Consider the following 22,882-nt stretch of genomic DNA (forward strand, 5'->3'; position numbering starts at 1 on the left):
ATTACGAGAAGTGCTCTTCAAACCGCGTCCACCACGCGAGAAAGCCCCGGCCCGGGGACGGCGGGCCGGGACTTCCGGACAACGGGACACCTCGGGCACCCGCACCGGGCGCCCGACGGGCGGGGCCTCAGACGCGCATCGGCTGCGGCGTCTCGCGCCGGTCGGCGTCCGGACCCGGGTACTCGCGCAGGATCTCGTACCGGGTGTTGCGCTCCACGGGCCGGAAGCCCGCGTCCCGGATGAGGTCCAGCAGGTCCTCGCGGCCGAGCTTGTTCGGGGTGCCGTAGTCGTCGGCGTCGTGCGTGATCTTGTACTCGACGACCGAGCCGTCCATGTCGTCGGCGCCGTGCTGGAGCGCGAGCTGCGCCGTCTGCACTCCGTGCATCACCCAGAAGACCTTGACGTGCGGGACGTTGTCGAAGAGCAGCCGCGAGACGGCGAAGGTCTTGAGGGCCTCGGCGCCGGTCGCCATCGACGTCCGCGCCTGGAGGGTGTTACGGACCTTGCCGTCCTTCATGTCCACGAAGTCGTGCTGGTAGCGCAGCGGGATGAAGACCTGGAAGCCGCCGGTCTCGTCCTGCATCTCCCGCAGCCGCAACACGTGGTCGACGCGGTGACGGGGCTCCTCGATGTGCCCGTACAGCATCGTCGCCGGGGTCTTGAGACCCTTCTCGTGCGCGAGGCGGTGGATGCGCGACCAGTCCTCCCAGTGGGTGCTGTGGTCGACGATGTGCTGACGGACCTCCCAGTCGAAGATCTCCGCGCCGCCGCCGGTCAGCGACTCCAGACCGGCCTCGATCAGCTCGTCGAGGATCTCGGAGGCGGAGAGCCCCGAGATCGTCTCGAAGTGGTGGATCTCCGTCGCCGTGAAGGCCTTGAGCGCCACCTCCGGCAGGGCTTCCTTGAGCGCGCTGAGCGAGCGCGGGTAGTAGCGCCACGGCAGGGTGGGGTGCAGCCCGTTGACGATGTGCAGCTCGGTGAGGTTCTCGCCCTGCATCGCCTTCGCGAGACGGACGGCCTCCTCGATGCGCATGGTGTACGCGTCCTTCTCGCCCGGCTTGCGCTGGAACGAGCAGTACGCGCAGGACGCGGTGCACACGTTGGTCATGTTGAGGTGACGGTTGACGTTGAAGTGGACGACGTCGCCGTTCTTCCTCGTACGCACCTCGTGGGCCAGCCCGCCGAGCCACGCGAGGTCGTCGGACTCGTAGAGCGCGATCCCGTCCTCGCGGGTCAGCCGCTCGCCGGCCCGGACCTTCTCCTCCAGCTCGCGCTTGAGTCCCGCGTCCACTAGGGCGCCTCCCATATCTCCGTGTAACAGATCAGACGGCCCACGTTACTCCCCCGCCTTTCCGGCGGAGGACCCCCGCCCTCCCCCGCCGCCGCTCCGCGTCACTCCCCCTCGGGGAGCTCCCCCACCCGGTTCTCCCACTTGGTGGAGAGCACGACCGTCGTACGGGTCCGGGACACGCCCCTCGTGCCGCTGAGCCTGCGGATCGTCCTCTCGAGACCGTCCACGTCACCCACCCTCACCTTGAGCATGAACGAGTCGTCGCCCGCGATGAACCAGCAGTCCTCGATCTCGGCGAGGTCCTTCAGCCGGTGCGCGACGTCCTCGTGGTCGGCGGCGTCGGAGAGGGAGATGCCGATCAGCGCGGTGACACCGAGCCCCAGCGAGGCGGCGTCGACGGTCGCGCGGTAACCGGTGATGACGCCGGCGGTTTCCAGCCGGTTGATGCGGTCGGTGACGCTGGGCCCGGAGAGCCCTACGAGCCGTCCCAGCTCGGCGTACGAGGCCCTGCCGTTCTCCCTGAGGGCCTGGATGAGCTGCCTGTCCACCGCGTCCATATGACTGAAACCTTCCATTGTTCAGCAGTACAGCAAGTCTACGTGTAGAATCTAAGGCGCGACAGGGTCAGACCCTGCAAATGTTCTTCATCATCCAAGAAAAACTTTCGAATCTTCAGGAGTGACTTTCACCGTGTACACGATCGAGATGGCCTACGCCCGGATGCGCGAGATGCAGGACCTGGCCAACCGCTCGAGTGCCCACCAGTCCGCCGCCGCCCACCGGGCCGACCGCACCCGCACCCCTCGTCCGGGCCGCAAGAAGCGCTGACCCCGCCGGTTCAGTCCCGGGAGGCGCCACCGAGCTCCCCCTCCCAGCGGCGGTACAGCTGGTGCGGCACTCCCGCCGCGTCCAGCACCCGCCCGGCGACGAAGTCCACCAGGTCCTGGATGTGCGTCGCCCCCGCGTAGAACGCCGGAGAGGCGGGCAGCACCACGGCGCCCGCCTCGTCGAGCGCGACCATCTGCTTCAGCGTCTGACCGCTGAGCGGGGTCTCGCGGACGGTCACGACCAGCTTCCGCCGCTCCTTGAGCGTCACGCTCGCGGCCCGCTGGAGCAGGTCCTTCGAGAGCCCGAGCGCCACCCCGGCCACACACGCCGTCGACGCCGGGACGATCAGCATCCCCTTCGCCGGATACGACCCCGAGGACGGCCCGGCCGCCAGGTCTCCGGCCGCCCAGTGGCGCACTCCGCCGATGTCGGGCCGGAAGGTGTCCGGCTCCCCGTCCGCGCCCCGCGCCAGCCAGCTCCGCAGGTCCTCCTGCCAGTGGGCGTCCCGGAAGGCGATCCCCGTCTCGTCCAGCAGGGTGAGCCGTGAGGCACGGCTCACCACCAGATCGACGCTCTCCCCCGCGGCCAGCAGCCCGCGTAGCACCGAGGCAGCGAAGGGCGTGCCCGATGCGCCCGATACCCCGACAATCCAAGGCCTGCGCTGCGTCTGACTCATCGAAATCCCGGCTCTCACACCGCCGAGCCTATCCGGCACCCCGCTCCAGGAACTGAGTCAGGGCCCTCGGACGTTGCAACGGATGAGAGAACGCCCATGAACAGGGGGTGACCATGACGGGCACACGCGCGAGCGCCACCGCACGGGCCGTCACCGCCGGCGCGGTGATGCTCGCCTGGGTCGCGCTCCTGTGGCTGCTGGAGGGCATCGACACGGCGACGGGCCACTCCCTCGACACCTACGGCGTCAGCCCGCGCGAGCCCTCGGAGCTGGCCGACATCGTGCCGTCGGCGTTTCTGCACAGCGGCTGGGAACACGTGGCGTCCAACAGCGTCCCGCTGCTGGTCCTGGGCTTCATAGCCGCGCTGGGCGGGACGGCGAGGTTCGCGGCCGTGGTCCTCGTGGTGATCGTGACGAGCGGTCTCGGCGTCTGGATCACCGCGCCGCCGGACACGGTCACCCTCGGGGCGTCGGGCGTGGTCTTCGGCCTGCTCGGCTATCTGCTGGTCCGCGGCTTCGTGGACCGCAGCCCGCTGGACATCGTCGTCGGCGTGATCGTGGCCGCGGTCTACGGCTCACTGCTCTGGGGCGTGCTGCCGACCGACTCCGGCATCAGCTGGCAGGGCCACCTCTTCGGGCTCGTGGGCGGGGTGGCGGCGGCGTTCCTCTTCCGCCGGCCCCGTCGCCCGAAGGAGCCCGGGGGCTAGGGTCTTTCGTTTGGATCACCCCGCTCCCTGATCCGGCCTGATCCAACCGAGAGGCCCTACGTCACGGTGTGAGGCCGCGCACCAGCAGGTCGAGCAGGGCGCAGGCGAAGAGCGCGATCCCGATGAAGCCGTTGACCGAGAAGAAGGCGCGGTTGAGCCGGGACAGGTCGTGCGGCCGCACGACCCGGTGCTCGTACACGAAGGCCACGGCGACGATCACCATGCCGATCCAGTAGAAGACCTCCGCATCCGTCGCCAGCCCGAACCACACCAGCAGCCCGGTCGTCACCACGTGGCAGACCCGTGCGCCCCAGAGCGCGGCCGGGATCCCGAAGCGCGCGGGGAAGGAGAGCACCCCGTGGGCCCGGTCGGCCCGTACGTCCTGGCAGGCGAAGATCAGGTCGAATCCGCCGATCCAGACGCCGACGGCGAGCCCCAGGATCACCGCGTCCCACGACCAGCTGCCGGTCACCGCCAGCCAGGCACCGATCGGGCCGATGGCCTGGGCGAGGCCCAGGATCGCGTGCGGGAAGTTCGTGAACCGCTTGCCGTACGGGTAGACGACCATCGGCACCACTGCGACCGGTGCCAGCACCAGGCAGAGGGGGTTCAGCAGGGCGGCGGCCCCGAGGAAGAAGGCGAGGGCCACGATCGCCCCGGTCCACGCGGACCTCACCGTGACGGCGCCGGTCACGAGCTCCCGGCCCTCCGTACGCGGATTGCGGGCGTCGATCTCCCGGTCGATGATCCGGTTGGCGGCCATGGCGAACGTACGCAGCCCGACCATCGCGATGGTCACGAGCAGCAGCGTGCCCCAGTGGATCTTCCCGTCCACCCGGAACATCGCGGTCAGCGCGGCGATGTAGGCGAAGGGCAGCGCGAAGACCGAGTGCTCGATCATCACCAGCCGCAGGAACGCGCGGGACTTGCCGCGCGGCTGCGGGACAGTCGCCGCCGAGGCCGATGCACTCACAGGCCGTACTCCTTCCACCGGCGGTCGACCTTCGCCGCCGTCTCCGGGTCGGACTCGACCATCTCCGGCCAGCCCCCGTCCCGCGTGTACCCCTCCTCGGGCAGCTTGCGCGTCGCGTCGATGCCCGCCTTGCCACCCCAGAACTGCTGGTAGGAGGCGTGGTCGAGATGGTCGACCGGGCCTTCGGCGACCGTCAGGTCACGCGCGTAGTCGGTGTTCCCGAGCGCCCGCCAGGCGACCTCGTGCAGATCGTGGACGTCGCAGTCGGAGTCCACGACCACGATCAGCTTGGTCAGCGACATCATGTGCGCCCCCCAGATGGCACTCATGACCTTCTGGGCGTGCTTCGGGTACTTCTTGTCGATCGAGACGATCGCGCAGTTGTGGAAGCCACCCGCCTCGGGCAGGTGGTAGTCCACGATGTCCGGGACGATGATCTTGAGCAGGGGCAGGAAGAAACGCTCGGTCGCCCGCCCCAGCGGACCGTCCTCGGTGGGCGGCCGTCCCACCACGATCGACTGGAGCAGCGGACGCTTCCGCATCGTCACGCAGTCGATCCGCAGCGCGGGGAAGGGCTCCTGCGGGGTGTAGAAGCCGGTGTGGTCGCCGAACGGCCCCTCGGGCAGCATCTCGCCCGGCTCGAGCCAGCCCTCGATGACGACCTCCGCCTGCGCGGGGACCTGGAGCGGGACGGTCTTGCAGTCGACCATCTCGATCCGCTTGCCCTGGACGAAGCCGGCGAAGAGGTACTCGTCGATGTCCCCCGGCAGCGGCGCGGTCGAGGCGTACGTGACCGCGGGCGGCGCTCCGAAGGCGATCGCGACGGGGAGCTTCTCTCCGCGCCTGGCGGCCACCTGGTAGTGGTTGCGGCTGTCCTTGTGGATCTGCCAGTGCATCCCGATGGTGCGCTTGTCGTGGCGCTGCAGCCGGTAGAGCCCGAGGTTGCGAATGCCCGACTCGGGGTCCTTGGTGTGCGTGAGGCCCAGGTTGAAGAAGGAGCCGCCGTCCCCGGGCCAGGTGAAGAGCGCGGGCAGCTGGTCCAGGTCCACGTCGTCGCCGGTCAGGACGACCTCCTGGACGGGGGCGCTGTCGGACTTCACCTTCTTCGGCGGGAGGTGGGTCACCGCGCCGAGCTTCCCGAACGCCTCACGGATGCCGACGAACCCCTGCGGGAGCTCCGGCTTGAGGAGTCCGCCGATCTTGTCGCTGATCTCCGCGTAGGACTTCAGCCCGAGGGCCTTGAGCAGCCGCCGGTCGGTCCCGAAGACGTTCATGGCCAGGGGCATGGACGCGCCCTTGACGTTCTCGAAGAGCAGCGCGGGGCCGCCCGCCTTGTTCACGCGGTCGACGATCTCGCCGACCTCCAGATACGGGTCGACCTCGGCCTTGATGCGCTTGAGATCGCCCTCGCGCTCCAGAGCCCGGAGCAGGGAGCGAAGATCGTCGTAAGCCATAAGGCCCAGTATCGGACACCCGATACCCTGGACCCGTCACCGGGGGCGGTCCGTGCGCCTCCTCACCTCACCTCGGGGGATCTTGCACGATGCTCAGGGCCCTGATCGTCCTCCTGCCGCTGGCGCTGACGATCTTCGCGTTCATCGACTGTCTGAACACCCCGGAGGACGAGGCCAAGCACCTGCCGAAGGTGGCCTGGGTCTTCATCATCCTGCTGTTCTGGATCGTCGGACCGGTCGTCTGGCTCGCCGCGGGCAAGGTGCGCGAGGCGCCCGACGGCGGCCGCACCCCCTCCCAGTGGCGCCGCGGGCGCCGCACCACGTGGGTGGCACCCGACGACAATCCTGACTTCCTCAAGTCGCTGAAGGACGAGGGCGAGAAGGACGGGACGAAGAAGGACGAGTCGCTCCTCAAGGACTGGGAGGCGGACCTGCGCCGCCGCGAGGACGAGATCAAGCGTCGCGAGAGCGGTGCCGGCCCCGACGACCAGGCCCCGCCCGCGGCTTCCTGACGCCCTCCTCGTGACGTCGTGACGTCATGAGGACAGCAGGCGCCCCAGCCGGTCGAGCAGGGGCAGCAGCGCCGTGCGCTCCTCGGGCGTGAGGGATTCCAGAGCGCCGTGCACCACACGCATCTCGGCGCGGATGCGATGCGCCAGCTCGGTGCCCTCCGCCGTGCGCGCGGCCACCTTGGAGCGGCGGTCGCCGGGGGCCGGGGTGCGCGTCACCAGGCCGCGGGTCTCCATGCGGCCGATGAGGCCGGTGGCGTTGGAGGCGTCGCACACCAGATGACTGGCCAGCGCGCTCATGGGCATGGGTTCATTGAGGGCGATCAGCGCCCGGGCCTGCGAGGTGCTGAGCCCGTGCCGGCCGGCGACGGCTGTGAGGTCGTCGTGGTGGCCGCGGACGACGACCGCGAGGGGTTCCAGCAGTTCGTCCGGCGTAGGGACGGCGCGGGGTGCCGGTTCCTTCGTCATGGTCGGTCATCCTTCGTTCGGTACGCGCGGTCCGGAGGCCCGGACGCTGTCCGCCACACACCCGCATTCATTTGACATGCTCAACTTTTGCCCGTTACATGAACAGTGTTGCTTGAGCATATCAAGCTTCATGTTCACGCGTCTCACGCCTCTCGTCTCGTAGGGAGCACCCCGTCATGCCCTCCGTACTCTTCGTCCTCACCGGTGCCGACCACTGGACCCTCAACGACGGCACCGCCCACCCGACCGGCTTCTGGGCCGAGGAGCTCGCCGCCCCGCACCGCGTCTTCGCCCAGGCCGACTTCGACATCACGATCGCCACGCCCGGTGGCGTCGCCCCCACCGTGGACAGCGCCAGCCTCGCGGCTGAGGCCAACGGCGGCCAGGAGCAGGCCGACGCCGTCGCCTCCTACCTCGCCTCGATCGACGAGACGCTGCGCATCCCGGCCAGGCTGGAGGACGTCGTGCCCACGTCGTACGACGTGGTCTTCTATCCCGGCGGCCACGGCCCCATGGAGGACCTGGCCGTCAGCGAGGTGTCCGGCCGGCTGCTCACCTCCGCCCTGGACTCCGGCACCCAGGTCGCCGTCCTGTGCCACGCGCCCGCCGCCCTGCTGCCCGCCCGCCGCGAGGACGGCAGCTGGCCGTTCGCCGGCTACCGCATGACCGGCTTCAGCAACGCCGAGGAGACCCAGGCCGGCCTCGCGGCCAAGGCCCCCTGGCTGCTGGAGAACCGTCTCGTCGAGCTCGGCGCCGACTACGCGGCCGCCGACCCGTGGGCGGTGCACACCGTGCACGACCGCAACCTGCACACCGGTCAGAACCCGGCCTCCTCGGAGCAGCTGGCGCGCGAGATCCTGGAAGCGCTGTGAGCGCCGCCGAGACCGCGCGGGAAGCCCCGGCCGACGTCGTCGCCAGGCTCCGCGCCACCTTCCGCACCGGCCGCACCAGGGACCTCGCCTGGCGGACCGCCCAGCTGACGCGGCTGCGTGCCCTGCTCACCGAGCGCGGCGACGAGCTGGCCGAGGCTCTCCGGGCCGACCTGGGCAAGAGCCGCAAGGAGGCCTACCGGACCGAGATCGACTTCACGGTCCGCGAGATCGACCACACCCTGGAGCGTCTGGAGGCGTGGCTGGAGCCCGAGCCCGCCCCGGTACCGGCCGTCCTCGCGGGGGCCACAGCCCACACCGTGCAGGACCCGCTCGGGGTCGTCCTCGTCATCGCCCCGTGGAACTACCCGGTGCAGCTGCTGCTCGCGCCCGTCGTGGGCGCGCTGGCCGGGGGCAACGCGGTCGTCGCCAAGCCGAGCGAGCTGGCGCCCGTGACCTCCGCCGCCGTGGCCCGGCTGCTGCCGGAGTACCTCGACACGGACGCCGTCGCCGTCGTGGAGGGCGCGGTCCCGGAGACCACCGCGCTGCTCGCCGAGCGGTTCGACCACATCTTCTACACCGGCAACGGCACGGTCGGCCGGATCGTGATGGCCGCCGCGGCGAAGCACCTCACACCGGTGACCCTCGAACTGGGCGGCAAGTCGCCCGCGTTCGTGGACCGGGACACGGACCTGAAGACGGTGGCCGCCAGGCTGGCCTCCGGCAAGTTCCTCAACGCGGGCCAGACGTGCGTCGCCCCCGACTACGTCCTGACCGATCCGGAGACCGCACGAGCCCTGGAGGACGCCCTCGCGGCGGCGGTCGAGGGGCTGTTCGGGAAGGACGCGTCGGCCAGTCCGGAGTACGGCAGGATCGTGAACGAGCGCCACTTCGACCGGCTGGTCGGCCTCCTGGACTCGGGCCGCACGGTGACGGGCGGCGCCCACGACCGGGACGAGAAGTACATCGCTCCGACCGTGCTCGCCGATGTCGACCCGGACTCCCCCGTGATGCGGGAGGAGATCTTCGGCCCCGTCCTGCCGATCATCACGGTGGACGGTCTCGACGGGGCCATCGGCTTCATCAACGACCGTGACAAGCCGCTGGCGCTGTACGCGTTCACCGGCGACCCCTCCGTGCGCGAACGGCTGCTGACGGGGACCTCGTCCGGCGGGGTGGGCATGGGTCTGCCCCTCGCCCACCTGACCGTCTCGGACCTGCCGTTCGGCGGGGTCGGCGAGAGCGGCATGGGCAACTATCACGGCCGGTACTCCCTGGAGACGTTCAGCCACCGCAAGGCTGTCCTGGACGTCCCGCTCGGCTGACCGCACGTACGACGGGAGGGCGCGACCACGGATGGTCGCGCCCTCCCGTCGTACGCGGTGCGGCGGTCAGACTCCCGCGTAGGAGTGCTTGCCGGTGACGAAGATGTTCACGCCGTAGTAGTTGAAGAGCCAGCAGCCGAAGGCGACCAGGGCCAGGTAGGCGGCCTTGCGGCCCTTCCAGCCGGCCGTCGCGCGGGCGTGCAGGTAGGCGGCGTACGCGACCCAGGTGATGAAGGACCAGACCTCCTTGGGGTCCCAGCCCCAGTAGCGGCCCCAGGCGTCGCCCGCCCAGATCGCGCCCGCGATGATCGTGAAGGTCCAGAGCGGGAAGACGGCCGCGTTGATGCGGTACGAGAAGGTGTCCAGGGTCTTCGCGGCAGGCAGCCGCTCCATGACGGAGGTCGCGAACTTCCCGGGCGTGCCGCCGCTCGCGACCTTGTTCTCGTAGCTGTCGCGGAACAGGTAGAGCAGCGTGCCGACGGCGCCCAGGTAGAAGACGGCGCCGCAGATGATGGCGGTGGAGACGTGGATCCACAGCCAGTAGGAGTGCAGCGCCGGGACCAGCTGGTCGCTGTCGGTGTACAGCGTGGTGGTCGCGATGCCGAGGTCCAGCAGGACGGTGGTGACCAGCAGCAGGCCGATCCAGCGGACGTTCTTCCTGAGTGCCAGGAGGGTCAGGTAGGCACCGACCGCCACGGTGGAGAAGGTGATCGAGAACTCGTACATGTTGCCCCACGGGGCACGCTGCACCGACAGGGCGCGCGCGAGGACGCCGCCCGCCTGGACGGCGAAGGCGACGACGGTCAGGGAGACCGCGATCCGCCCCCAGAGGTCACCCTTGAACGTGCCGCCCGCGGCGCCGGGGCCGTCCGGGACGTCACGCGTCCCGGCTGCGGAACGGGTGACGATCCTGGGACGCTCCAGCACCGTGGTGCCGCCCGCCTGCGCGGCCTGCACCGTCACCGGTGCACCACCGGCGGACGAGTCCTTCTTCAGCGCGGCGGCCGTGCGGCCGACCTTGCTGCGGCTGCCGAGCACCCACTCCGCGATGTGCGCGAAGAAGGCCAGGGTGTAGACGGCCATCGACGAGTAGATCAGCGTGTTGCTGACGCTCGCCAGATTCTCGTTGGTTGCGGCGGCGAGATTCACTTCTCAGCCCCTTCGGCAGGTTCTTCGACAGGTTGTCCGGGCTCGGTCGCGGTGTCCGGCTCCGGGTCGGGTGCGGTCGGCGCCACGGTGTTGAGGGCGACCGCGAGGCCGGCCAGCTCCTCGGGAAGCTTCGCGGACTCGCTGCGGCCGAGGCCCGCCATCTCGACGACGGTGACTCCGTCCGGCCCCCGTACGGCCCGCACCCACACCCGGCGGCGCTGGATGAAGAGCGAGCCGGCGAGCCCGATGATGGCGGCGACGGCGCCGGTCAGGGCCCAGCCGCTGGCGGGCTGGCGCGAGATCTGGAAGCTGGCCCATTCGTCGACGCTCTCGAAGGTGACCGAGCCCGCGCCGTCGGGGAGCTTCATCGTCTCGCCGGGACGCAGCCGCTTCTTCAGCTTGTCCCCGTTGCTGTCCTTGAATTCCTTCATCTTGGACGTGTCGAGCTGGTAGACGTTCTGCGGCAGCCCTGAGTCGACGCCGAGGCTGCCGTAGTAGCCGTTGAGCGCGAGCACCGGGTAGTCGAGGCCGGGGTACTGCGAGAACATCGTGCCCTTGCCGTCACCGGCGAACGTCGGGACGAAGAAGGCCTGGAATCCCAGCTGGGTCTTCTTGCCGTTCTTGTCCTTGTAGCCGTCCATCACCTTGATCGCACCGGTCGAGGTGACGTTGTTGTCGATGGGCAGCAGGGGTACGGAGGTCCTGTAGACCTCCTTGCCCTTGCCGTCCTTCACCGAGATGACCGGGGCGTAGCCGTGCGCGTTGAGATAGACCTTCGTACCGTCGACGGCGAGCGGCTTGTTGACCTCGATGACCTTCTTCTTCGTCTCGCCGTCCGCGCCCTCGGCGTACGTCACCCTGGCCTCGTAGGTCCGGGGCGTACCGCGCTGGGGGCCGCCGCGCTCGTACGTACCGACGAAGTCCTGGAGGTCGAAGCTGAAGGGGGCGAGGTCGTCGTTGTCGAAGAGCGAGCCGGACTTGAAATCGTCGTACTGGGTGATCGTGTTGGCGAAGCCGTCGCCCTCGACGATGAGCTTGCCGCCCTCGGACTTGAAGAGCTGCCCGCCGGCGAACGCGACGAGCATGACGATCAGCGCGATGTGGAACAGCAGGTTCCCGGTCTCGCGCAGGTAGCCCTTCTCGGCGGCGACCGCGTCACCCGCGGTGTGCGAGCGGAAGCGCCGCTTGCGCAGAATGGTGAGCGCGGCCTCGTGGACCTGCTCGGGTGCGGCTTCGGTGCGCCAGGTGGTGTACGCGGGCAGCCGGGTCAGCTTCTTCGGGGCGCCGGGCGGGCGGCCGCGCAGCTGGCCGACGAACTGCGCCGTGCGCGGGACGATGCAGCCGATCAGCGAGACGAACAGCAGGATGTAGATCGCGGAGAACCACACCGAGCTGTAGACGTCGAAGAACTGCAGCTTCTCGTAGACCGGCGTGACCGTGGTGTGGGCTTCCTTGAAGGTCTGCACCTTCAGTTCGTCCACGCTGTTCTGCGGGATCAGCGAGCCGGGGATGGCGCCGAGGGACAGCATGAAGAGCAGGATCAGCGCGACCCGCATCGACGTGAGCTGCCGCCAGAACCAGCGGGCCCAGCCGATGACGCCCATCGAGGGCACGGAGGCGGCGGACTCCTCGCGCGGCGCGGTGGAGAGCTGCTCCCCGGCCCGGCCGAGGTCGCGCTCGTCCGTGGTGTTCGTGTTGCTCATGAAAACTCAGATCCCCACAGTGAAGCCGTCGGACCAGACTCGCATCTCCTGCATGAGCGCGTCCCAGGCACCCGTCAGCAGGAGCACTCCGGTCACGATCATCATGCCGCCGCCGATCCGCATGACCCATGCGTAGTGGCGCTTGACCCAGCCGAACGCACCGAGTGCCTTGCGGAAGGCGAGGGCCGCCAGGACGAACGGGACACCGAGCCCGATGCAGTAGGCGACGGAGAGCACCGCTCCGCGGCCCGCGGTCCCCTGGTCCACCGCGAGCATGCTGACGGCGGAGAGCGTGGGGCCGAGGCACGGCGTCCAGCCGATCCCGAAGAGCGCACCGAGCAGGGGCGCGCCGGCCAGTCCGGTCACCGGGCGCTTGTGGATACGGAATTCGCGCTGGGTCATCCAGGGCATCAGGCCCATGAAGAAGACGCCCATCAGGATCATCAGTACGCCGAGGACCTTCGAAAGGGTCCCGCTGTAGTCCTGGAGGGTCTGGCCGAAGTAGCCGAAGAGGGCCCCGCCGGAGACGAAGACGGCGGTGAAGCCGAGCACGAAGAGGGAGGCGCCCGTCACGGTTCTGCCGCGCCGGCCCTGGGCCAGGTCGGTGCCGCTGACGCCGGTGACGTAGCTCAGGTATCCCGGCACGAGCGGCAGGACGCACGGCGAGAAGAACGAGACGAGACCGCCGAGCAGGGCGATGGGCAGAGCCACCAGCAGCGCACCGTTGAAGACGGTGTCGTTGAAACCGGTTGCCGCGGCCAGCTGGAGCACGGCGTCACTTCTCCGCGATCAGCGGGTCGATCATCTTCCGCAGCTTCTCCGCGTCGAGGGCGGCGAGCGTCCGGGCGGCGAGCTTCCCGTCCCGGTCGACGACCACGGTCGACGGGATGGCCTGGGGGTTCAGCGTGCCCTTCGGGAAGCGCAGGAGCAGTTTCCCGGTCGGGTCGTAGATGCTCGGGTAGGTGACCCCGAAGTCCTCCTCGAAGCTGACCGCGAGGGACTTCTTGGGGTCTCTGGTGTTGACGCCGACGAACTGGACGCCCTCGCCCTCGGTCTCCTTCGAGACCTTCTGGAAGTGCTTGGCCTCGGCACGGCAGGGGCCGCACCACGATCCCCAGAAGTTCAGGACGACGACCTTGCCCTTGTAGTCGGCGATGTCGAGGGGGGTGCCGTCCAGAGTCGCTCCGTCGAGCTTCGGCGCGTCGGTGCGTTCACCCTTGGCGACGGTGGAGATCCCCCCGCTGCCGGTGACGAAGTTCGTGTTGCCGCCGCCACCCGCCTGGCCGCCGTCGCCACCGCATGCGGACAGGGTCAGGGCACCGGCCACGGCAGTGGCGGCGAGCAGGGTGGAGCGGCGTCGGGGTGCACTGCCAGAGCTCATGTGAAAAGTTTCGCATGGCAGTTCCAGGGATCTTGGGCACCCCCCTCGGTGCCCGTAAAGACCCTTGTCAAGCCTGTTTAAAGAAGGTGTTCCAGCCACCCTCGGGCGCCTGTCCGACCTGAAGCGTACGGAGCTTCGCGAGTACCGCCGGGTCCTGTGCGTCGAGCCAGTCGACGAACTGCCGGAAGGAGACGAGGCGCACATCCGGCTTGCCCGCGATGTGTTTGAGCGCGTCCTCCACGGCGTCCATGTAGATGCCGCCGTTCCACTCCTCGAAGTGGTTGCCGATGTAGAAGGGCGCGCGATTCGTCTCGTAGGCGCGGTCGAATCCGGCGACATAGGACCCGGTGGCCTGGGTGCGCCACCCCGGATAGCGCGAGGGCATGCCGTTCGTCGAATTCTTCGACTGGTTGGCGAGGATGTTGTAGTCCATGGAGAGGACTTCGAAGGTGTGGCCGGGGAAGGGGATGCCCTGCAGCGGAAGGTCCCAGACGCCCTGGCGCTTCTCGGGCCACATCTGGGTGCCGCCGGGCGAGCTCGCGTCGTAGCGCCAGCCCAGCTGCTTCGCGGTGGGCAGCAGATTGTCCTGTCCGAGCAGACAGGGCGTGCGGCCCCCGACCAGTTCCTTCCGGTAGTCGAACGGCAGCGGGTCGACGTCCTCCCAGCCGGTGTTCGTGCGCCATTCGGTGACGAACGACACGGCCTGGTCGATCTCGCTCTGCCATTGCGCGGGCGTCCAGTCGCCGACCGATCCGGAACCGCCGCAGAAATGCCCGTTGAAATGGGTCCCGATCTCGTGCCCGTCGAGCCATGCCTGACGGACGTACTTCAGGGTCTGCTTGACGTGGTCGTCGGATAGATAGCCGATGTCCGAGGCGCCCCGGGGGTTGTTGGGCGGCCGGTAGAGGGACTTCTTCGACTCGGGCAGCACATAGAGCCCTGAGAGGAAGAAGGTCATCGCCGCGTCGTGTTCCTCGGCGAGTTCCAGAAAGCGCGGAAAGAGCCCGTTGCCGACCTCGCCCGCCCCGTCCCAGGAGAAGATCACGAACTGCGGCGGAGTCTGCCCGGGTTCCAGCCGGACCGGAGCGGCGGGCTGATTCGGCTGCTTTCCGGTGTCCGCCGTGGAACCGTCGCCGATCAGCCTGACGTGTTTCCCGGAGGAGCCGCCGCTGCCGTGCGTCCCCTTGCCGCCTTTGCCGCCCTTCTCCGGCTCCGGCCCACCGCCGTCCGATGACCCGAGGGAGCCGCAGCCGGTCATCGTGAGTGCGGCTGCGGCTCCGAGTCCGGCCCCGAGCAGGCCCCTTCGGTTCATTTCACGCATAGCGTCCCCATCTGCGGTCGTATTACCTCATTGCCATACAAACTGGCGATGGCTTAGATGAGGAAACCGACACGGAGGTTCCGCCGATAATCACAAAAGTTGTTACGTGGGCAGACCCTTACAGGTGCTGCACATGAGACACAGAAGGGTGGGGACGAGGGCCCGGCGACCCCTCAGGCTCCGAACGCCTTGGACTTCCCCTTGACCGGCTTCGCACCCGCGAGCAGATGCGCCGGCACGAGATCCCGGGCGGGCTCGGTGTACCCGACGGACACGATCTTGTCCCCCTGGTACGTGAAGCTCGTGAGCGAGGCCAGGGTGCACTGCCGCTTGCGCGGGTCGTGCCAGAGCCGGCGCCGCTCCACGAAGCTCCGCACGATCCAGATCGGCAGCTGATGGCTGACGCAGACCGCCTCGTGCCCACGCGCGGCGTCACGCGCGGCGTCCAGGGCGCCCATCATCCGTACGACCTGGTCGACGTACGGCTCGCCCCAGGACGGCTTGAAGGGGTTGGTGAGGTGCTTCCAGTTCTCGGGCTTGCGCAGGGCGCCGTCGCCGACGCCGAAGGTCTTGCCCTCGAAGACGTTGGCCGCCTCGATGAGACGCTCGTCGGTCGCCAGTTCCACGCTGTGCGACTTGGCGACGGGCATGGCCGTCTCCTGGGCACGCTCCAGCGGCGAGGCCACGACGTGCGTGATGTCGCGAGCCTCCAGGTGCTCGGCGACCCGGTCCGCCATCCGGCGGCCGAGCTCGGACAGGCTGTATCCGGGGCGGCGCCCGTAGAGCACGCCGTCCGGGTTGTGCACCTCACCGTGTCGCATCAGGTGGACGACGGTGATGTCCTTCTCCGTACGCGCGCTCATGCCGTGGCCTCCGATGCGGCGCGGGCGGCGGCGGGCAGCGCCGCGGCGATCCGCTCCAGCGCCCGCGCGTCGTGGGCGGTCGAGACGAACCAGGACTCGAAGGCGGAAGGCGGCAGGTACACGCCCTGCTCCAGCATCGAGTGGAAGAACGCGGTGAAGCGGAAAGCTTCCTGCTTCTTCGCGTCCTCGTAGTTCCGGACGGGTCCCTCGGTGAAGAAGACGGAGAACATGTTGCTCGCCGCCGACACCGTGTGCGCGACGCCCTCCTTGGTGAACGCCTCGCCGACCAGGGAGCGCAGCTCCGCGGAGACCGCGTCGACCTTCGCGTACGCCGCGTCGTCGAGCAGCCGCAGCTGGGCGAGGCCCGCCGCGGTGGCGACCGGGTTCCCGGAGAGGGTGCCCGCCTGGTAGACGGGACCGGCGGGAGCCAGGTGCGCCATCACGTCGGCACGGCCTCCGAAGGCCGCCGCCGGGAAGCCGCCGCCCATGACCTTGCCGAAGGTCATGAGGTCGGGCCGCACCCCGTCGATGCCGTACCAGCCGGCCTTGGACGTACGGAAACCGGTCATCACCTCGTCGGAGATGTACAGCGCGCCGTCGGCCGCGCAGATCTCCTTCAGCCCGGCGTTGAAGCCGTCCAGCGGCGGCACGACGCCCATGTTGCCCGGCGACGCCTCGGTGATCACACAGGCGATCTCACCCGGCTGTGCCGCGAAGACGGCCCGCACGGCATCGAGGTCGTTGTACGGCAGCACGATCGTGTCGCCCGCCTGGGCGCCGGTCACGCCGGGCGTGTCGGGCAGGCCGAAGGTGGCCACCCCGGATCCGGCGGCGGCCAGCAGGGCGTCGACGTGACCGTGGTAGCACCCGGCGAACTTCACGACCTTGGCGCGCCCGGTGAAGCCACGGGCGAGCCGGATCGCGGACATGGTCGCCTCGGTGCCGGACGACACCAGCCGCACCTGCTCCACGGGCTCGATCCTGGCCACGATCTCCTCGCCGAGCGCGACCTCGCCCTCGCCGGGCGTACCGAACGAGGTACCCCGGGCCACCGCGTCCTGGACGGCGGCGATGACTTCGGGGTGCGCGTGGCCGAGGATCATCGGCCCCCACGAACACACGAGGTCGACGTACTCACGGCCGTCGGCGTCGGTGAGGTACGGGCCCGTGCCGGACACCATGAACCGGGGCGTACCGCCCACGGCCCGGAAGGCACGCACGGGTGAGTTCACGCCGCCGGGCGTCACGAGGGACGCACGGTCGAAAAGCGTCTGCGAAACTGGGGCTTCGTATGAATACGCCACTTTGGTCCTGATCTGCGATTCGGGATTCGGGGGGCCCGGCCGGAAATCCCGGCCGCCGGTGAGCGGGGAGCGCGCTCTCCCCGTATGAGGCTCGTACAACGAAAGGGCGTCAGTCTCCTCGCGTCTGCGAAACTGGGGCGTCATGGGGAAAGCTCACACATGCCATGGTGTCAGAGGCGTCGGCCGTCTCGCGGACAGGTGTTTCACCGCACGCCCGTGGGGGAGGTCACTGACGATGATCGGGTTGCGCGGCGGGGCTGAGTCTCCTAAGAAGTAGTCGGGTGGATGAGATATGCATCGCGGTGGCGGAGTGGGCGAAGGGACCGACGACCTGGGGCCCGAGCCTGACCGGCGAGGGCGGCACCGGCGCAAGGCCGAGCGCGTACGGAACGCTCAGGCGGAAGGTGCCGATGGTTCGGGGAGCAGGAGCAGTGGACGGGTGGGGGTGACCTACAAGTACTTCGGTGCCCCTGACGGGGCCACCGCCGCACGCGTGCCCATTTCGATGCGTCCCGAGGAACTGGGCGGCGACGAACTGGGCATGGGCGGCATGTTCAGCAAGATCAAGCCCGAGACGGTGGCGGCCATGGTCCTCACCGGCATACAGGGCATACCCCTGAACAAGGTCCCCCCGCTGGAGCTGGTCGTGCTCCACCCCGACTACGCGGTGGTCAAGCTGCCGATGACGGTGGTGGACCCGCTGCGGGAGGTCGGCGAGGAATCGGTCGGCGCGGCGGCCTTCATCTGGTCCACCGTCCCGGACCGCGGGGGTCCTCGCGACGCGTTCAACGTCTACCAGCTGCTGCACGAGTGGCAGGACTTCTCCCACCGGCTGCATGACGCGGGACACCAGGCGTACTGCCTGGTGTGGCCCTGATCCGGGGTTTCGGTGGTGGTGGGCGCCGCCTTCGGGCCTCGCCCCTCTCCGTGCCGGACCGGGGCCGCAAGGCGGCCAGGACGCATTGAGGCATTCGAGGAGCGCCCTTGACGCTCGCCCCCGCGTCCAGGAGCACGGAGGCGTGGGCGTGTCGGACGGCATGCTCGCCGGCGTCCGGCGCGCCCTGGAGGCACCTCGCCCGCGCTCGCGGGGAGGGACCACGCCGACGGCGGTCGGCTGAGCCGTCAGGGGGACCGACCGGGTCTTGCCGTCCTTCGGCCGGGCGAGGACGGGCTGTCCCACCAGCCGTACCTGACGGTTGACATGGGTCCGGCAGCCTTTGAGATCGATGTCGATGCCTACAGGCGAACGGCCCCGTCCGAGATCTCCGGACGGGGCGGCGGAGCCGCGCTATCGCTCCGAATAGCGCAGGAACTGCCAGCCCAGTACCGCCAGGGCAAGTGTCTGTGCGAGGGAGACGACCACGAGTAGGGGCGGGACGTCGGGAGAGCACCAGAACGCAGCCACGCAGATCATCGGCAAGGCCACGTACGTGAAGAGATCCACTGCGCTCTGCAGTCGCTTGCGCATGGTGCGGCTCGCGTCGTCGCGGTGGTAGACCTCCCAGCCGAACACTGCACCGGGGGCGCCGCTGAGCTCGGCGAGCCGCGGCCCCAGCCGATCGCGGATGTAGCAGCCGACCGCCGAGATCTTCTCGTCGTTGACCAGGTACGTCCAGCCCAGGACCAGGCAGATCACAGGGACGGCGAGCAGCAGTTGAGCCTGCCCGCTCTGGACGGCGATCGCCAGAGCCCCGGTGGAGGCGGCGAGCGTGAAGTAGAGCAGGTTGTCACGGAACCCTATTCGGGTTTTCTGCTCCTCCTTGATGCGGTCGTACTCGGCCAGCAGCAGTCTGCTCTCGGTGACGTCTTCTGTAGCGGCCACAACCATCCCTAAGCTCGGGTTCCGCGCGGACTGATGAATGGGCGGGCGAGGACCCGGCGCTCCGGCGCCTCGCCCGCCCTGAGGGCCCGCAAGGCTCAGTCGGCAGGACGGAAGGATGGCAGGTTGTTCGGGTTGTTCCGTTCGATCCACCCCTTGCCGTCCGCCGCGATTCCTTCCAGGAGGCGGAAGGTGTGGATGAAACCGGCCGAATTGAGATTGATCTCGGCGATTTCCTGGGCGTTCTCGTCCGGTGCCAGTTGGTGGGTGTCGGCGTCTTTGACACGAATGTTCCTGGACGGCCCGTTGGTGAGGACGAGCTCCAGGTCGTAGCCGACATCGGCGCGTTCCGTGACCTGCACCGATGACAACGCGTCGAACCGGTAGTTGCTTCGCTGCTCGTTCCCGCGTTTCGCGTCGGTGAAGTCGAACTCCGTGCTGATTTCACGGACGCCGTCCTGTGTGACCAGGAACAGACGGAAGCTGTAGCGCGAGTACCGCCAGGGACCGCCCTTCACACGCCCCCGCTTGTAAGGGCGCGCGGGGGTCATCAGGATGGTGTGGGTGATCAGGTCGCGCCAGGTGAGCTGGTAGTGGCGGAGCGCTTCGTCGACGAACAGCGTCTTGTCACAGGTGAGCCAGGTCTCCATTTCCAGCTCGGTGGGCCGCGTGGTGTCCAGGAACGACTTCCAGTTCTGGTACGCGGTTTGCCGCGCGGTCAGCCGCTCCTGGTATTCCTGGGTTTCCTCGGCCAGCCGGTGCTCCTCACCCCGGGCCTCCGACCAGGAGGACGCAGCCGCACGTCCGGACCAGACCGCACCGGCCACGGCCAGGACGGCCAGCAGCACCTGCGACGCGCCGGCACCCGAGGCCACTGTCCCGAGCAGGGCCATGGTCGTGAAGCTGAGAGCGATGAGGGCGACCACGCACAACCCCTTCGCCACCACCGGTGTCCGGTCGCGATGGCGGTGGTCGAACAGGGTGCCCTTGTTGTGCCGGTCCCGGGCATCCTCCGCGAGGTAGCGGATCAGCCAGTTGACGCGGTCCACACTGATGCGGCTCTCGCGGTAGAGAAAAGCGATCTCCGCGACGAGGCTGTTGCGCAGGTGGACGGTGTGACCGAACCATTCGTGCGGGGCGAGTCCGTGGGGCACGCGGGTACTGAAGTAGTGGTCGAACGAATGACGGACGCGGTTCGTGAATCCGTCCCCGGTATAGACGGGATCGCGCGTGTTCGGGATGTGGGACTCACGGTTCCTGGCCTTCAGCTGATGTTCCTGGTAGAGCCACCGGCGGCCGAAGTGAGCCGCGGTCAGGCCCGCACCGAGCCCCACCAGCAACTCGATGACTGCCGCGGCGGGTTCCGCGACCAGCGCCAGGATCCAGAGGAACGTGGTGGCGACGACGAACAGGCCGGCTCGGACGGGGAAGGCTGCCTGAGCGGCAGCAGCGGTGCTCGGGCGGGGCGGCGCGGCCCGTGGCCCGATGGGGTCGGGTTCGAAGTAGGCCCAGACCCGTTGGACCCGGTCGTTGCCGAAGCGAGCCGTCTCGGCCCGCTCGCGGTTCTCGGCCCACAAGCTGTCCTTCAGCCCTCCGGTGAGTACGAGGTCCAGGTGATGGAGGATCGCGTCCCGCCGGCGAGGTGAGAGGGCTCGCAACCGCTCCAGCACTCGGCCTGTTTCGCCGTCCGCGGTACTGAGCATCGCCAGCAGTTCGAAAGCGACGCGCAGAGCGTCCTTCCACTCTCCCTCGGCGTAGGTGCGTACGAGCCCGGAGGCATGGTGCAGTCGCTGGATCTCTTCGGTGCCGAGGTCGTGGTAGGCGCGTGCGCTGAGCATGGCGAGCACCCAGTGGAAACGCACCTCCGCGTTGTCGTGCCCGTGGGCGATCGCGTCACTGATCATGTCGCGCGCACGGCTGGGGATCCCGTCTTCCAGAAACCGCACGCCGACCTTGTACTTCTCCTGAGGCGACGCGTCCGGATGGACGAAGTACACGTTGGAGTTGTGTACCGTCTCGGCCTGGATCCCGACGGTGGAGCCGTCTGCGGCCGAATTGTGCGTGCCGTTGCTGCCGCCGTTCATGAGAGGCCACCCGCCGCGACGACCAGGGGGGCCAGCCTTGCCACCAGCTCGGGGAACTCTGCGATCAGACCGCGTAACCTCTTCATCGCCATGGTCGCCGTCTTGGACGATCCGGCGGTGTTCTCCCTTGCCGCCCGGCAGGCGCCGTCCAGCTCGGCCAGTGCCTCTCGGTAGGTGTCTTCGTCGAGGGCGTCCTCGGCACGGTGACGCCGCAGGCGCTCCCGTAAGGCGTCCAGTTCCGCGACCAGATCTGCCGGACCGGTCACCTTCGGGTCCGCGTTCACGTGGACGCTGCTCCCCTTGACCGAGCCGGCCATGATGCCGACGGTGCTGTTGTGGACGGTGTTGCTGACGTGCCCTTCGAGTCTGTCGGCCGTATGGGCCCTGTCTGCCTCGGACATCGCGATCTGCTCCTGTTCTCCCACCAGTTCCACGGCCAGCCGTGTGGCGAATGCCGCCGCGTTCGCCGCGGCCCGCGGTTGCCAGTCACGGTCCTTCGCGCTGCTCTTCGTCCCGTCCGCCCGGTCGCTGATTCCCCGGATGATCGCCACCGGCGCCCCGTTGAGATGACCGGCCTGCGCCACACCGGCGGCCTCCATCTCGATCGCCAGCGCGTCGTTGTAGTGCCGGCGGATCCACCGCGCCTCGGCCGAGATCTTCGAGTTCTGTACGACCTCGCCGGCGGCGATCGCGCCGAAGCGCACCTGCGGCGCGCGCCGACCGGGCGTGTCGTCCGCCCAGTCGTCCACGCGAGCCAGATGCGAGCCGAGCTGGCTGATACCGTGCGCCGCTTCCCACACCCGGGGACGGGCCTTGAGTCCGTCGTCCTCACTGGTACCGCCGTGGTAGGCGTACACGTGCGTCGCCATCACCACGTCGCCCAGCCTGGCGGTGTCCCACAGGGCACCGGCGACGCCGACGAACAGGACGGCCACCGGCGAGAATTCCTGCACAGCGCGCTCGGCGATCACTGCGGCGGAATGATTCCCCTTGTTCGTCAGGCCGAGCGCGACACGGCATGAAGTGCCCTGCACGGTTCCGACTTCGAACCGCGTCCCACGCTCATGGCGGTGCACCTGTGGGCCGGCCAGTCTCCGGCGCACGGCCTGGTATTCGAGATTGAGGGCGGTGAGAATCACCACCAGGTCTTTCGACATCTATTCGTCTCCCTTCCTCTTGTCCTCTTCCTTCGTGGACGGCACAGGCCGGATCAGCGGCGGGAACAACACCGTCTTCGGATCGGCCCGGTACAGCCGCGCGGGCCGTCCGCCCGTGGTCCTGCGTCCCGAGCCGGCAGGAATGATGAAGCCCTTTATGGCCTGGACTTTCCGGTAGAAATTACGGATGTCGAGTTCGGTGCCCCAAACCGCCTCGTACACCTGTTGCAACTCGGCTATCGTGAAGAGTTCTCCGCAGAACGCCGTGGCCAGCGCCGAGAATTCGAGCTTGGTGCGCGCACGTTCGATCCCGTCCGTCACGATCCGGCGGTGATCGAAGGCCAGCTCCAACTCACCGGACAGGACGGCGTCCGCCGGGACCCACGCGGCATCCGTGGCATCCGTTCCCGCGACCGGTTCGGGGAGTCCGGGCGCGATCGCCAGGTGCGCCACGGAAACGACCCGCCCCCGTGGATCACGGCCTGCCGCCCCGTAGGTGGCCAACTGCTCAAGGTGCACCCACCCGGCGACCAGAGCGGTTTCCTCACTCAGCTCTCGGTGGGCGGCGTCCAGGATCTCCTCACCGGCGTGACTGAGGAATCCGCCAGGCAGAGCCGACATGCCCTGAAAAGGATCTTCGCCCCGCTCCACGAGCAGGACACACAGCCGCCCCTCACGCAGCGTCAGAATTACAAGATCGACTGTCAGCAGTACGGGCGTGGGTTTCCACGCGTCAACTTGCATGCCAGTCAAGGTACTTCAGTTCCTGTCACTTCAACAAGAAGGCCGACGCGAAGACCGCTGGTGCGGTATGCGGAGGCGCTCCGGCCGGCCGTCCGGGCGCCTGCCCCTCAGCCAGGCGCGGGCCATCGTGGGCTGCCGGTCCGGTGTTGCCCGCCTTCCCGGGCGGCGTCCGCTCCCGAGCCGCTCGGAAGGCGTCGGTGGGGCAGGAGAGCTCGATGGTCTCCGTCAGCCCTTCGATGCCGTGTGGTTCCATCCCG

23 protein-coding genes and 1 pseudogene are annotated in these 22,882 nt (G+C 68.8%); 6 read left to right on the forward strand and 18 right to left on the reverse strand.

The window, feature by feature from the left end; genetic code table 11:
* Positions 1-127: 127 nt before the first annotated feature.
* On the reverse strand, positions 128-1,291 hold the full coding sequence (gene mqnE / locus JOC24_RS24400; protein ID WP_205022607.1) for an aminofutalosine synthase MqnE: 1,164 nt from the start codon (positions 1,289-1,291) through the stop codon (positions 128-130).
* A 101-nt stretch (positions 1,292-1,392) separates the two neighbouring features.
* The gene (locus JOC24_RS24405) at positions 1,393-1,848 is read right to left on the reverse strand and encodes an Lrp/AsnC family transcriptional regulator (RefSeq protein WP_205022526.1); all 456 of its coding nucleotides are present in this window, start codon (positions 1,846-1,848) and stop codon (positions 1,393-1,395) included.
* 121 nt (positions 1,849-1,969) lie between these two features.
* Here JOC24_RS24405 and JOC24_RS24410 point away from each other — a divergent pair, with 121 nt between their 5' ends.
* The gene (locus JOC24_RS24410) at positions 1,970-2,119 is read left to right on the forward strand and encodes a hypothetical protein (protein ID WP_205022527.1); all 150 of its coding nucleotides are present in this window, start codon (positions 1,970-1,972) and stop codon (positions 2,117-2,119) included.
* A gap of 10 nt (positions 2,120-2,129) precedes the next feature.
* On the opposite strand, the gene JOC24_RS24415 is transcribed toward JOC24_RS24410, so the two are convergent.
* Positions 2,130-2,795: a UbiX family flavin prenyltransferase gene (locus tag JOC24_RS24415; protein ID WP_205022528.1), complete on the reverse strand. Its 666-nt coding sequence runs from the start codon at positions 2,793-2,795 to the stop codon at positions 2,130-2,132.
* Positions 2,796-2,908: 113 nt separating this feature from the next.
* On the opposite strand from JOC24_RS24415, the gene JOC24_RS24420 reads away from it, so the two are divergent.
* Positions 2,909-3,502, forward strand: coding sequence for a rhomboid family intramembrane serine protease (locus JOC24_RS24420; RefSeq protein WP_205022529.1), 594 nt, complete (start codon positions 2,909-2,911; stop codon positions 3,500-3,502).
* Positions 3,503-3,563: 61 nt separating this feature from the next.
* On the opposite strand, the gene mqnP is transcribed toward JOC24_RS24420, so the two are convergent.
* On the reverse strand, positions 3,564-4,475 hold the full coding sequence (gene mqnP, locus JOC24_RS24425; RefSeq protein ID WP_205022530.1) for a menaquinone biosynthesis prenyltransferase MqnP: 912 nt from the start codon (positions 4,473-4,475) through the stop codon (positions 3,564-3,566).
* Positions 4,472-5,929: a menaquinone biosynthesis decarboxylase gene (locus tag JOC24_RS24430; RefSeq protein WP_205022531.1), complete on the reverse strand. Its 1,458-nt coding sequence runs from the start codon at positions 5,927-5,929 to the stop codon at positions 4,472-4,474. Before JOC24_RS24430 ends, mqnP begins: the two co-directional genes overlap by 4 nt.
* Positions 5,930-6,018: 89 nt before the next feature.
* On the opposite strand from JOC24_RS24430, the gene JOC24_RS24435 reads away from it, so the two are divergent.
* Positions 6,019-6,441, forward strand: coding sequence for a PLD nuclease N-terminal domain-containing protein (locus JOC24_RS24435; RefSeq protein ID WP_205022532.1), 423 nt, complete (start codon positions 6,019-6,021; stop codon positions 6,439-6,441).
* Between the two features lie 24 nt (positions 6,442-6,465).
* Here the strand turns inward: JOC24_RS24435 and JOC24_RS24440 are convergent, their stop codons facing one another.
* Positions 6,466-6,906 carry a MarR family winged helix-turn-helix transcriptional regulator gene (locus JOC24_RS24440; protein ID WP_205022533.1) on the reverse strand — a complete coding sequence of 147 codons (441 nt, stop codon included), beginning with the start codon at positions 6,904-6,906 and terminating at the stop codon, positions 6,466-6,468.
* 176 nt (positions 6,907-7,082) lie between these two features.
* Between JOC24_RS24440 and JOC24_RS24445 the strand changes: the two genes are divergently transcribed.
* Together JOC24_RS24445 and JOC24_RS24450 are read left to right on the forward strand one after the other, a co-directional pair.
* Complete coding sequence (locus tag JOC24_RS24445; RefSeq protein WP_205022534.1) at positions 7,083-7,778, forward strand: type 1 glutamine amidotransferase domain-containing protein; 696 nt, start codon at positions 7,083-7,085, stop codon at positions 7,776-7,778.
* Complete coding sequence (locus JOC24_RS24450) at positions 7,775-9,100, forward strand: aldehyde dehydrogenase family protein (protein ID WP_205022535.1); 1,326 nt, start codon at positions 7,775-7,777, stop codon at positions 9,098-9,100. The genes JOC24_RS24445 and JOC24_RS24450 overlap by 4 nt, the downstream gene beginning before the upstream one ends.
* Positions 9,101-9,166: 66 nt before the next feature.
* On the opposite strand, the gene ccsB is transcribed toward JOC24_RS24450, so the two are convergent.
* The 7 genes from ccsB to hemL all read right to left on the reverse strand — a co-directional run bounded on the left by ccsB (position 9,167) and on the right by hemL (position 16,821).
* Entirely contained in the window at positions 9,167-10,249 is a 1,083-nt protein-coding gene (ccsB, locus tag JOC24_RS24455) for a c-type cytochrome biogenesis protein CcsB (protein ID WP_205022536.1), read from the reverse strand.
* Complete coding sequence (locus tag JOC24_RS24460; protein ID WP_205022537.1) at positions 10,246-11,952, reverse strand: cytochrome c biogenesis protein ResB; 1,707 nt, start codon at positions 11,950-11,952, stop codon at positions 10,246-10,248. Before JOC24_RS24460 ends, ccsB begins: the two co-directional genes overlap by 4 nt.
* Positions 11,953-11,958: 6 nt before the next feature.
* A complete protein-coding gene (locus JOC24_RS24465; protein ID WP_205022538.1) occupies positions 11,959-12,723 on the reverse strand; it encodes a cytochrome c biogenesis CcdA family protein in 765 nt (254 codons plus the stop codon).
* Positions 12,724-12,727: 4 nt separating this feature from the next.
* Positions 12,728-13,333, reverse strand: coding sequence for a TlpA family protein disulfide reductase (locus JOC24_RS24470; RefSeq protein ID WP_205022539.1), 606 nt, complete (start codon positions 13,331-13,333; stop codon positions 12,728-12,730).
* Between the two features lie 67 nt (positions 13,334-13,400).
* Positions 13,401-14,654, reverse strand: coding sequence for a polysaccharide deacetylase family protein (locus tag JOC24_RS24475; RefSeq protein WP_205022540.1), 1,254 nt, complete (start codon positions 14,652-14,654; stop codon positions 13,401-13,403).
* Positions 14,655-14,827: 173 nt separating this feature from the next.
* Entirely contained in the window at positions 14,828-15,517 is a 690-nt protein-coding gene (locus tag JOC24_RS24480) for a histidine phosphatase family protein (RefSeq protein ID WP_205022541.1), read from the reverse strand.
* Entirely contained in the window at positions 15,514-16,821 is a 1,308-nt protein-coding gene (gene hemL / locus JOC24_RS24485) for a glutamate-1-semialdehyde 2,1-aminomutase (protein WP_205022542.1), read from the reverse strand. The genes JOC24_RS24480 and hemL overlap by 4 nt, the downstream gene beginning before the upstream one ends.
* A 292-nt stretch (positions 16,822-17,113) precedes the next feature.
* On the opposite strand from hemL, the gene JOC24_RS24490 reads away from it, so the two are divergent.
* Positions 17,114-17,698: a hypothetical protein gene (locus JOC24_RS24490; RefSeq protein WP_205022543.1), complete on the forward strand. Its 585-nt coding sequence runs from the start codon at positions 17,114-17,116 to the stop codon at positions 17,696-17,698.
* Positions 17,699-17,804: 106 nt separating this feature from the next.
* Here the strand turns inward: JOC24_RS24490 and JOC24_RS34270 are convergent.
* The 5 genes and pseudogenes from JOC24_RS34270 to JOC24_RS24510 form a co-directional block, all read right to left on the reverse strand.
* Positions 17,805-18,052, reverse strand: a pseudogene (locus JOC24_RS34270) (site-specific integrase); the annotation flags it as partial.
* A gap of 57 nt (positions 18,053-18,109) precedes the next feature.
* Positions 18,110-18,643 (reverse strand): hypothetical protein, encoded by a 534-nt coding sequence (locus tag JOC24_RS24495; protein WP_374104521.1) that lies wholly within the window; start codon positions 18,641-18,643, stop codon positions 18,110-18,112.
* Between the two features lie 95 nt (positions 18,644-18,738).
* Positions 18,739-20,724 carry a hypothetical protein gene (locus JOC24_RS24500; protein ID WP_205022545.1) on the reverse strand — a complete coding sequence of 662 codons (1,986 nt, stop codon included), beginning with the start codon at positions 20,722-20,724 and terminating at the stop codon, positions 18,739-18,741.
* Complete coding sequence (locus JOC24_RS24505; protein ID WP_205022546.1) at positions 20,721-21,881, reverse strand: 5'-methylthioadenosine/S-adenosylhomocysteine nucleosidase family protein; 1,161 nt, start codon at positions 21,879-21,881, stop codon at positions 20,721-20,723. The genes JOC24_RS24500 and JOC24_RS24505 overlap by 4 nt, the downstream gene beginning before the upstream one ends.
* Positions 21,882-22,625 carry an NUDIX hydrolase gene (locus tag JOC24_RS24510; protein WP_205022547.1) on the reverse strand — a complete coding sequence of 248 codons (744 nt, stop codon included), beginning with the start codon at positions 22,623-22,625 and terminating at the stop codon, positions 21,882-21,884.
* Between the last annotated feature and the right edge of the window lie 257 nt (positions 22,626-22,882).

The organism is Streptomyces sp. HB132 (genome assembly GCF_016909575.1).
Taxonomy (GTDB): Bacteria; Actinomycetota; Actinomycetes; order Streptomycetales; family Streptomycetaceae; genus Streptomyces.

Excerpts from the sequence above, each read along its gene's own strand:
- JOC24_RS24510 (WP_205022547.1), bottom strand. The coding sequence starts at position 22,625 with ATGCAAGTTGACGCGTGGAAACCCACGCCCGTACTGCTGACAGTCGAT.
- JOC24_RS24500 (WP_205022545.1), bottom strand. The coding sequence starts at position 20,724 with ATGAACGGCGGCAGCAACGGCACGCACAATTCGGCCGCAGACGGCTCC.
- JOC24_RS24445 (WP_205022534.1), top strand. The coding sequence starts at position 7,083 with ATGCCCTCCGTACTCTTCGTCCTCACCGGTGCCGACCACTGGACCCTC.
- JOC24_RS24420 (WP_205022529.1), top strand. The coding sequence starts at position 2,909 with ATGACGGGCACACGCGCGAGCGCCACCGCACGGGCCGTCACCGCCGGC.
- JOC24_RS24475 (WP_205022540.1), bottom strand. The coding sequence starts at position 14,654 with ATGCGTGAAATGAACCGAAGGGGCCTGCTCGGGGCCGGACTCGGAGCC.
- JOC24_RS24440 (WP_205022533.1), bottom strand. The coding sequence starts at position 6,906 with ATGACGAAGGAACCGGCACCCCGCGCCGTCCCTACGCCGGACGAACTG.
- JOC24_RS24435 (WP_205022532.1), top strand. The coding sequence starts at position 6,019 with ATGCTCAGGGCCCTGATCGTCCTCCTGCCGCTGGCGCTGACGATCTTC.
- JOC24_RS24405 (WP_205022526.1), bottom strand. The coding sequence starts at position 1,848 with ATGGACGCGGTGGACAGGCAGCTCATCCAGGCCCTCAGGGAGAACGGC.
- JOC24_RS24490 (WP_205022543.1), top strand. The coding sequence starts at position 17,114 with ATGCATCGCGGTGGCGGAGTGGGCGAAGGGACCGACGACCTGGGGCCC.
- JOC24_RS24470 (WP_205022539.1), bottom strand. The coding sequence starts at position 13,333 with ATGAGCTCTGGCAGTGCACCCCGACGCCGCTCCACCCTGCTCGCCGCC.
- JOC24_RS24460 (WP_205022537.1), bottom strand. The coding sequence starts at position 11,952 with ATGAGCAACACGAACACCACGGACGAGCGCGACCTCGGCCGGGCCGGG.
- JOC24_RS24505 (WP_205022546.1), bottom strand. The coding sequence starts at position 21,881 with ATGTCGAAAGACCTGGTGGTGATTCTCACCGCCCTCAATCTCGAATAC.
- JOC24_RS24480 (WP_205022541.1), bottom strand. The coding sequence starts at position 15,517 with ATGAGCGCGCGTACGGAGAAGGACATCACCGTCGTCCACCTGATGCGA.
- JOC24_RS24415 (WP_205022528.1), bottom strand. The coding sequence starts at position 2,795 with ATGAGTCAGACGCAGCGCAGGCCTTGGATTGTCGGGGTATCGGGCGCA.
- JOC24_RS24430 (WP_205022531.1), bottom strand. The coding sequence starts at position 5,929 with ATGGCTTACGACGATCTTCGCTCCCTGCTCCGGGCTCTGGAGCGCGAG.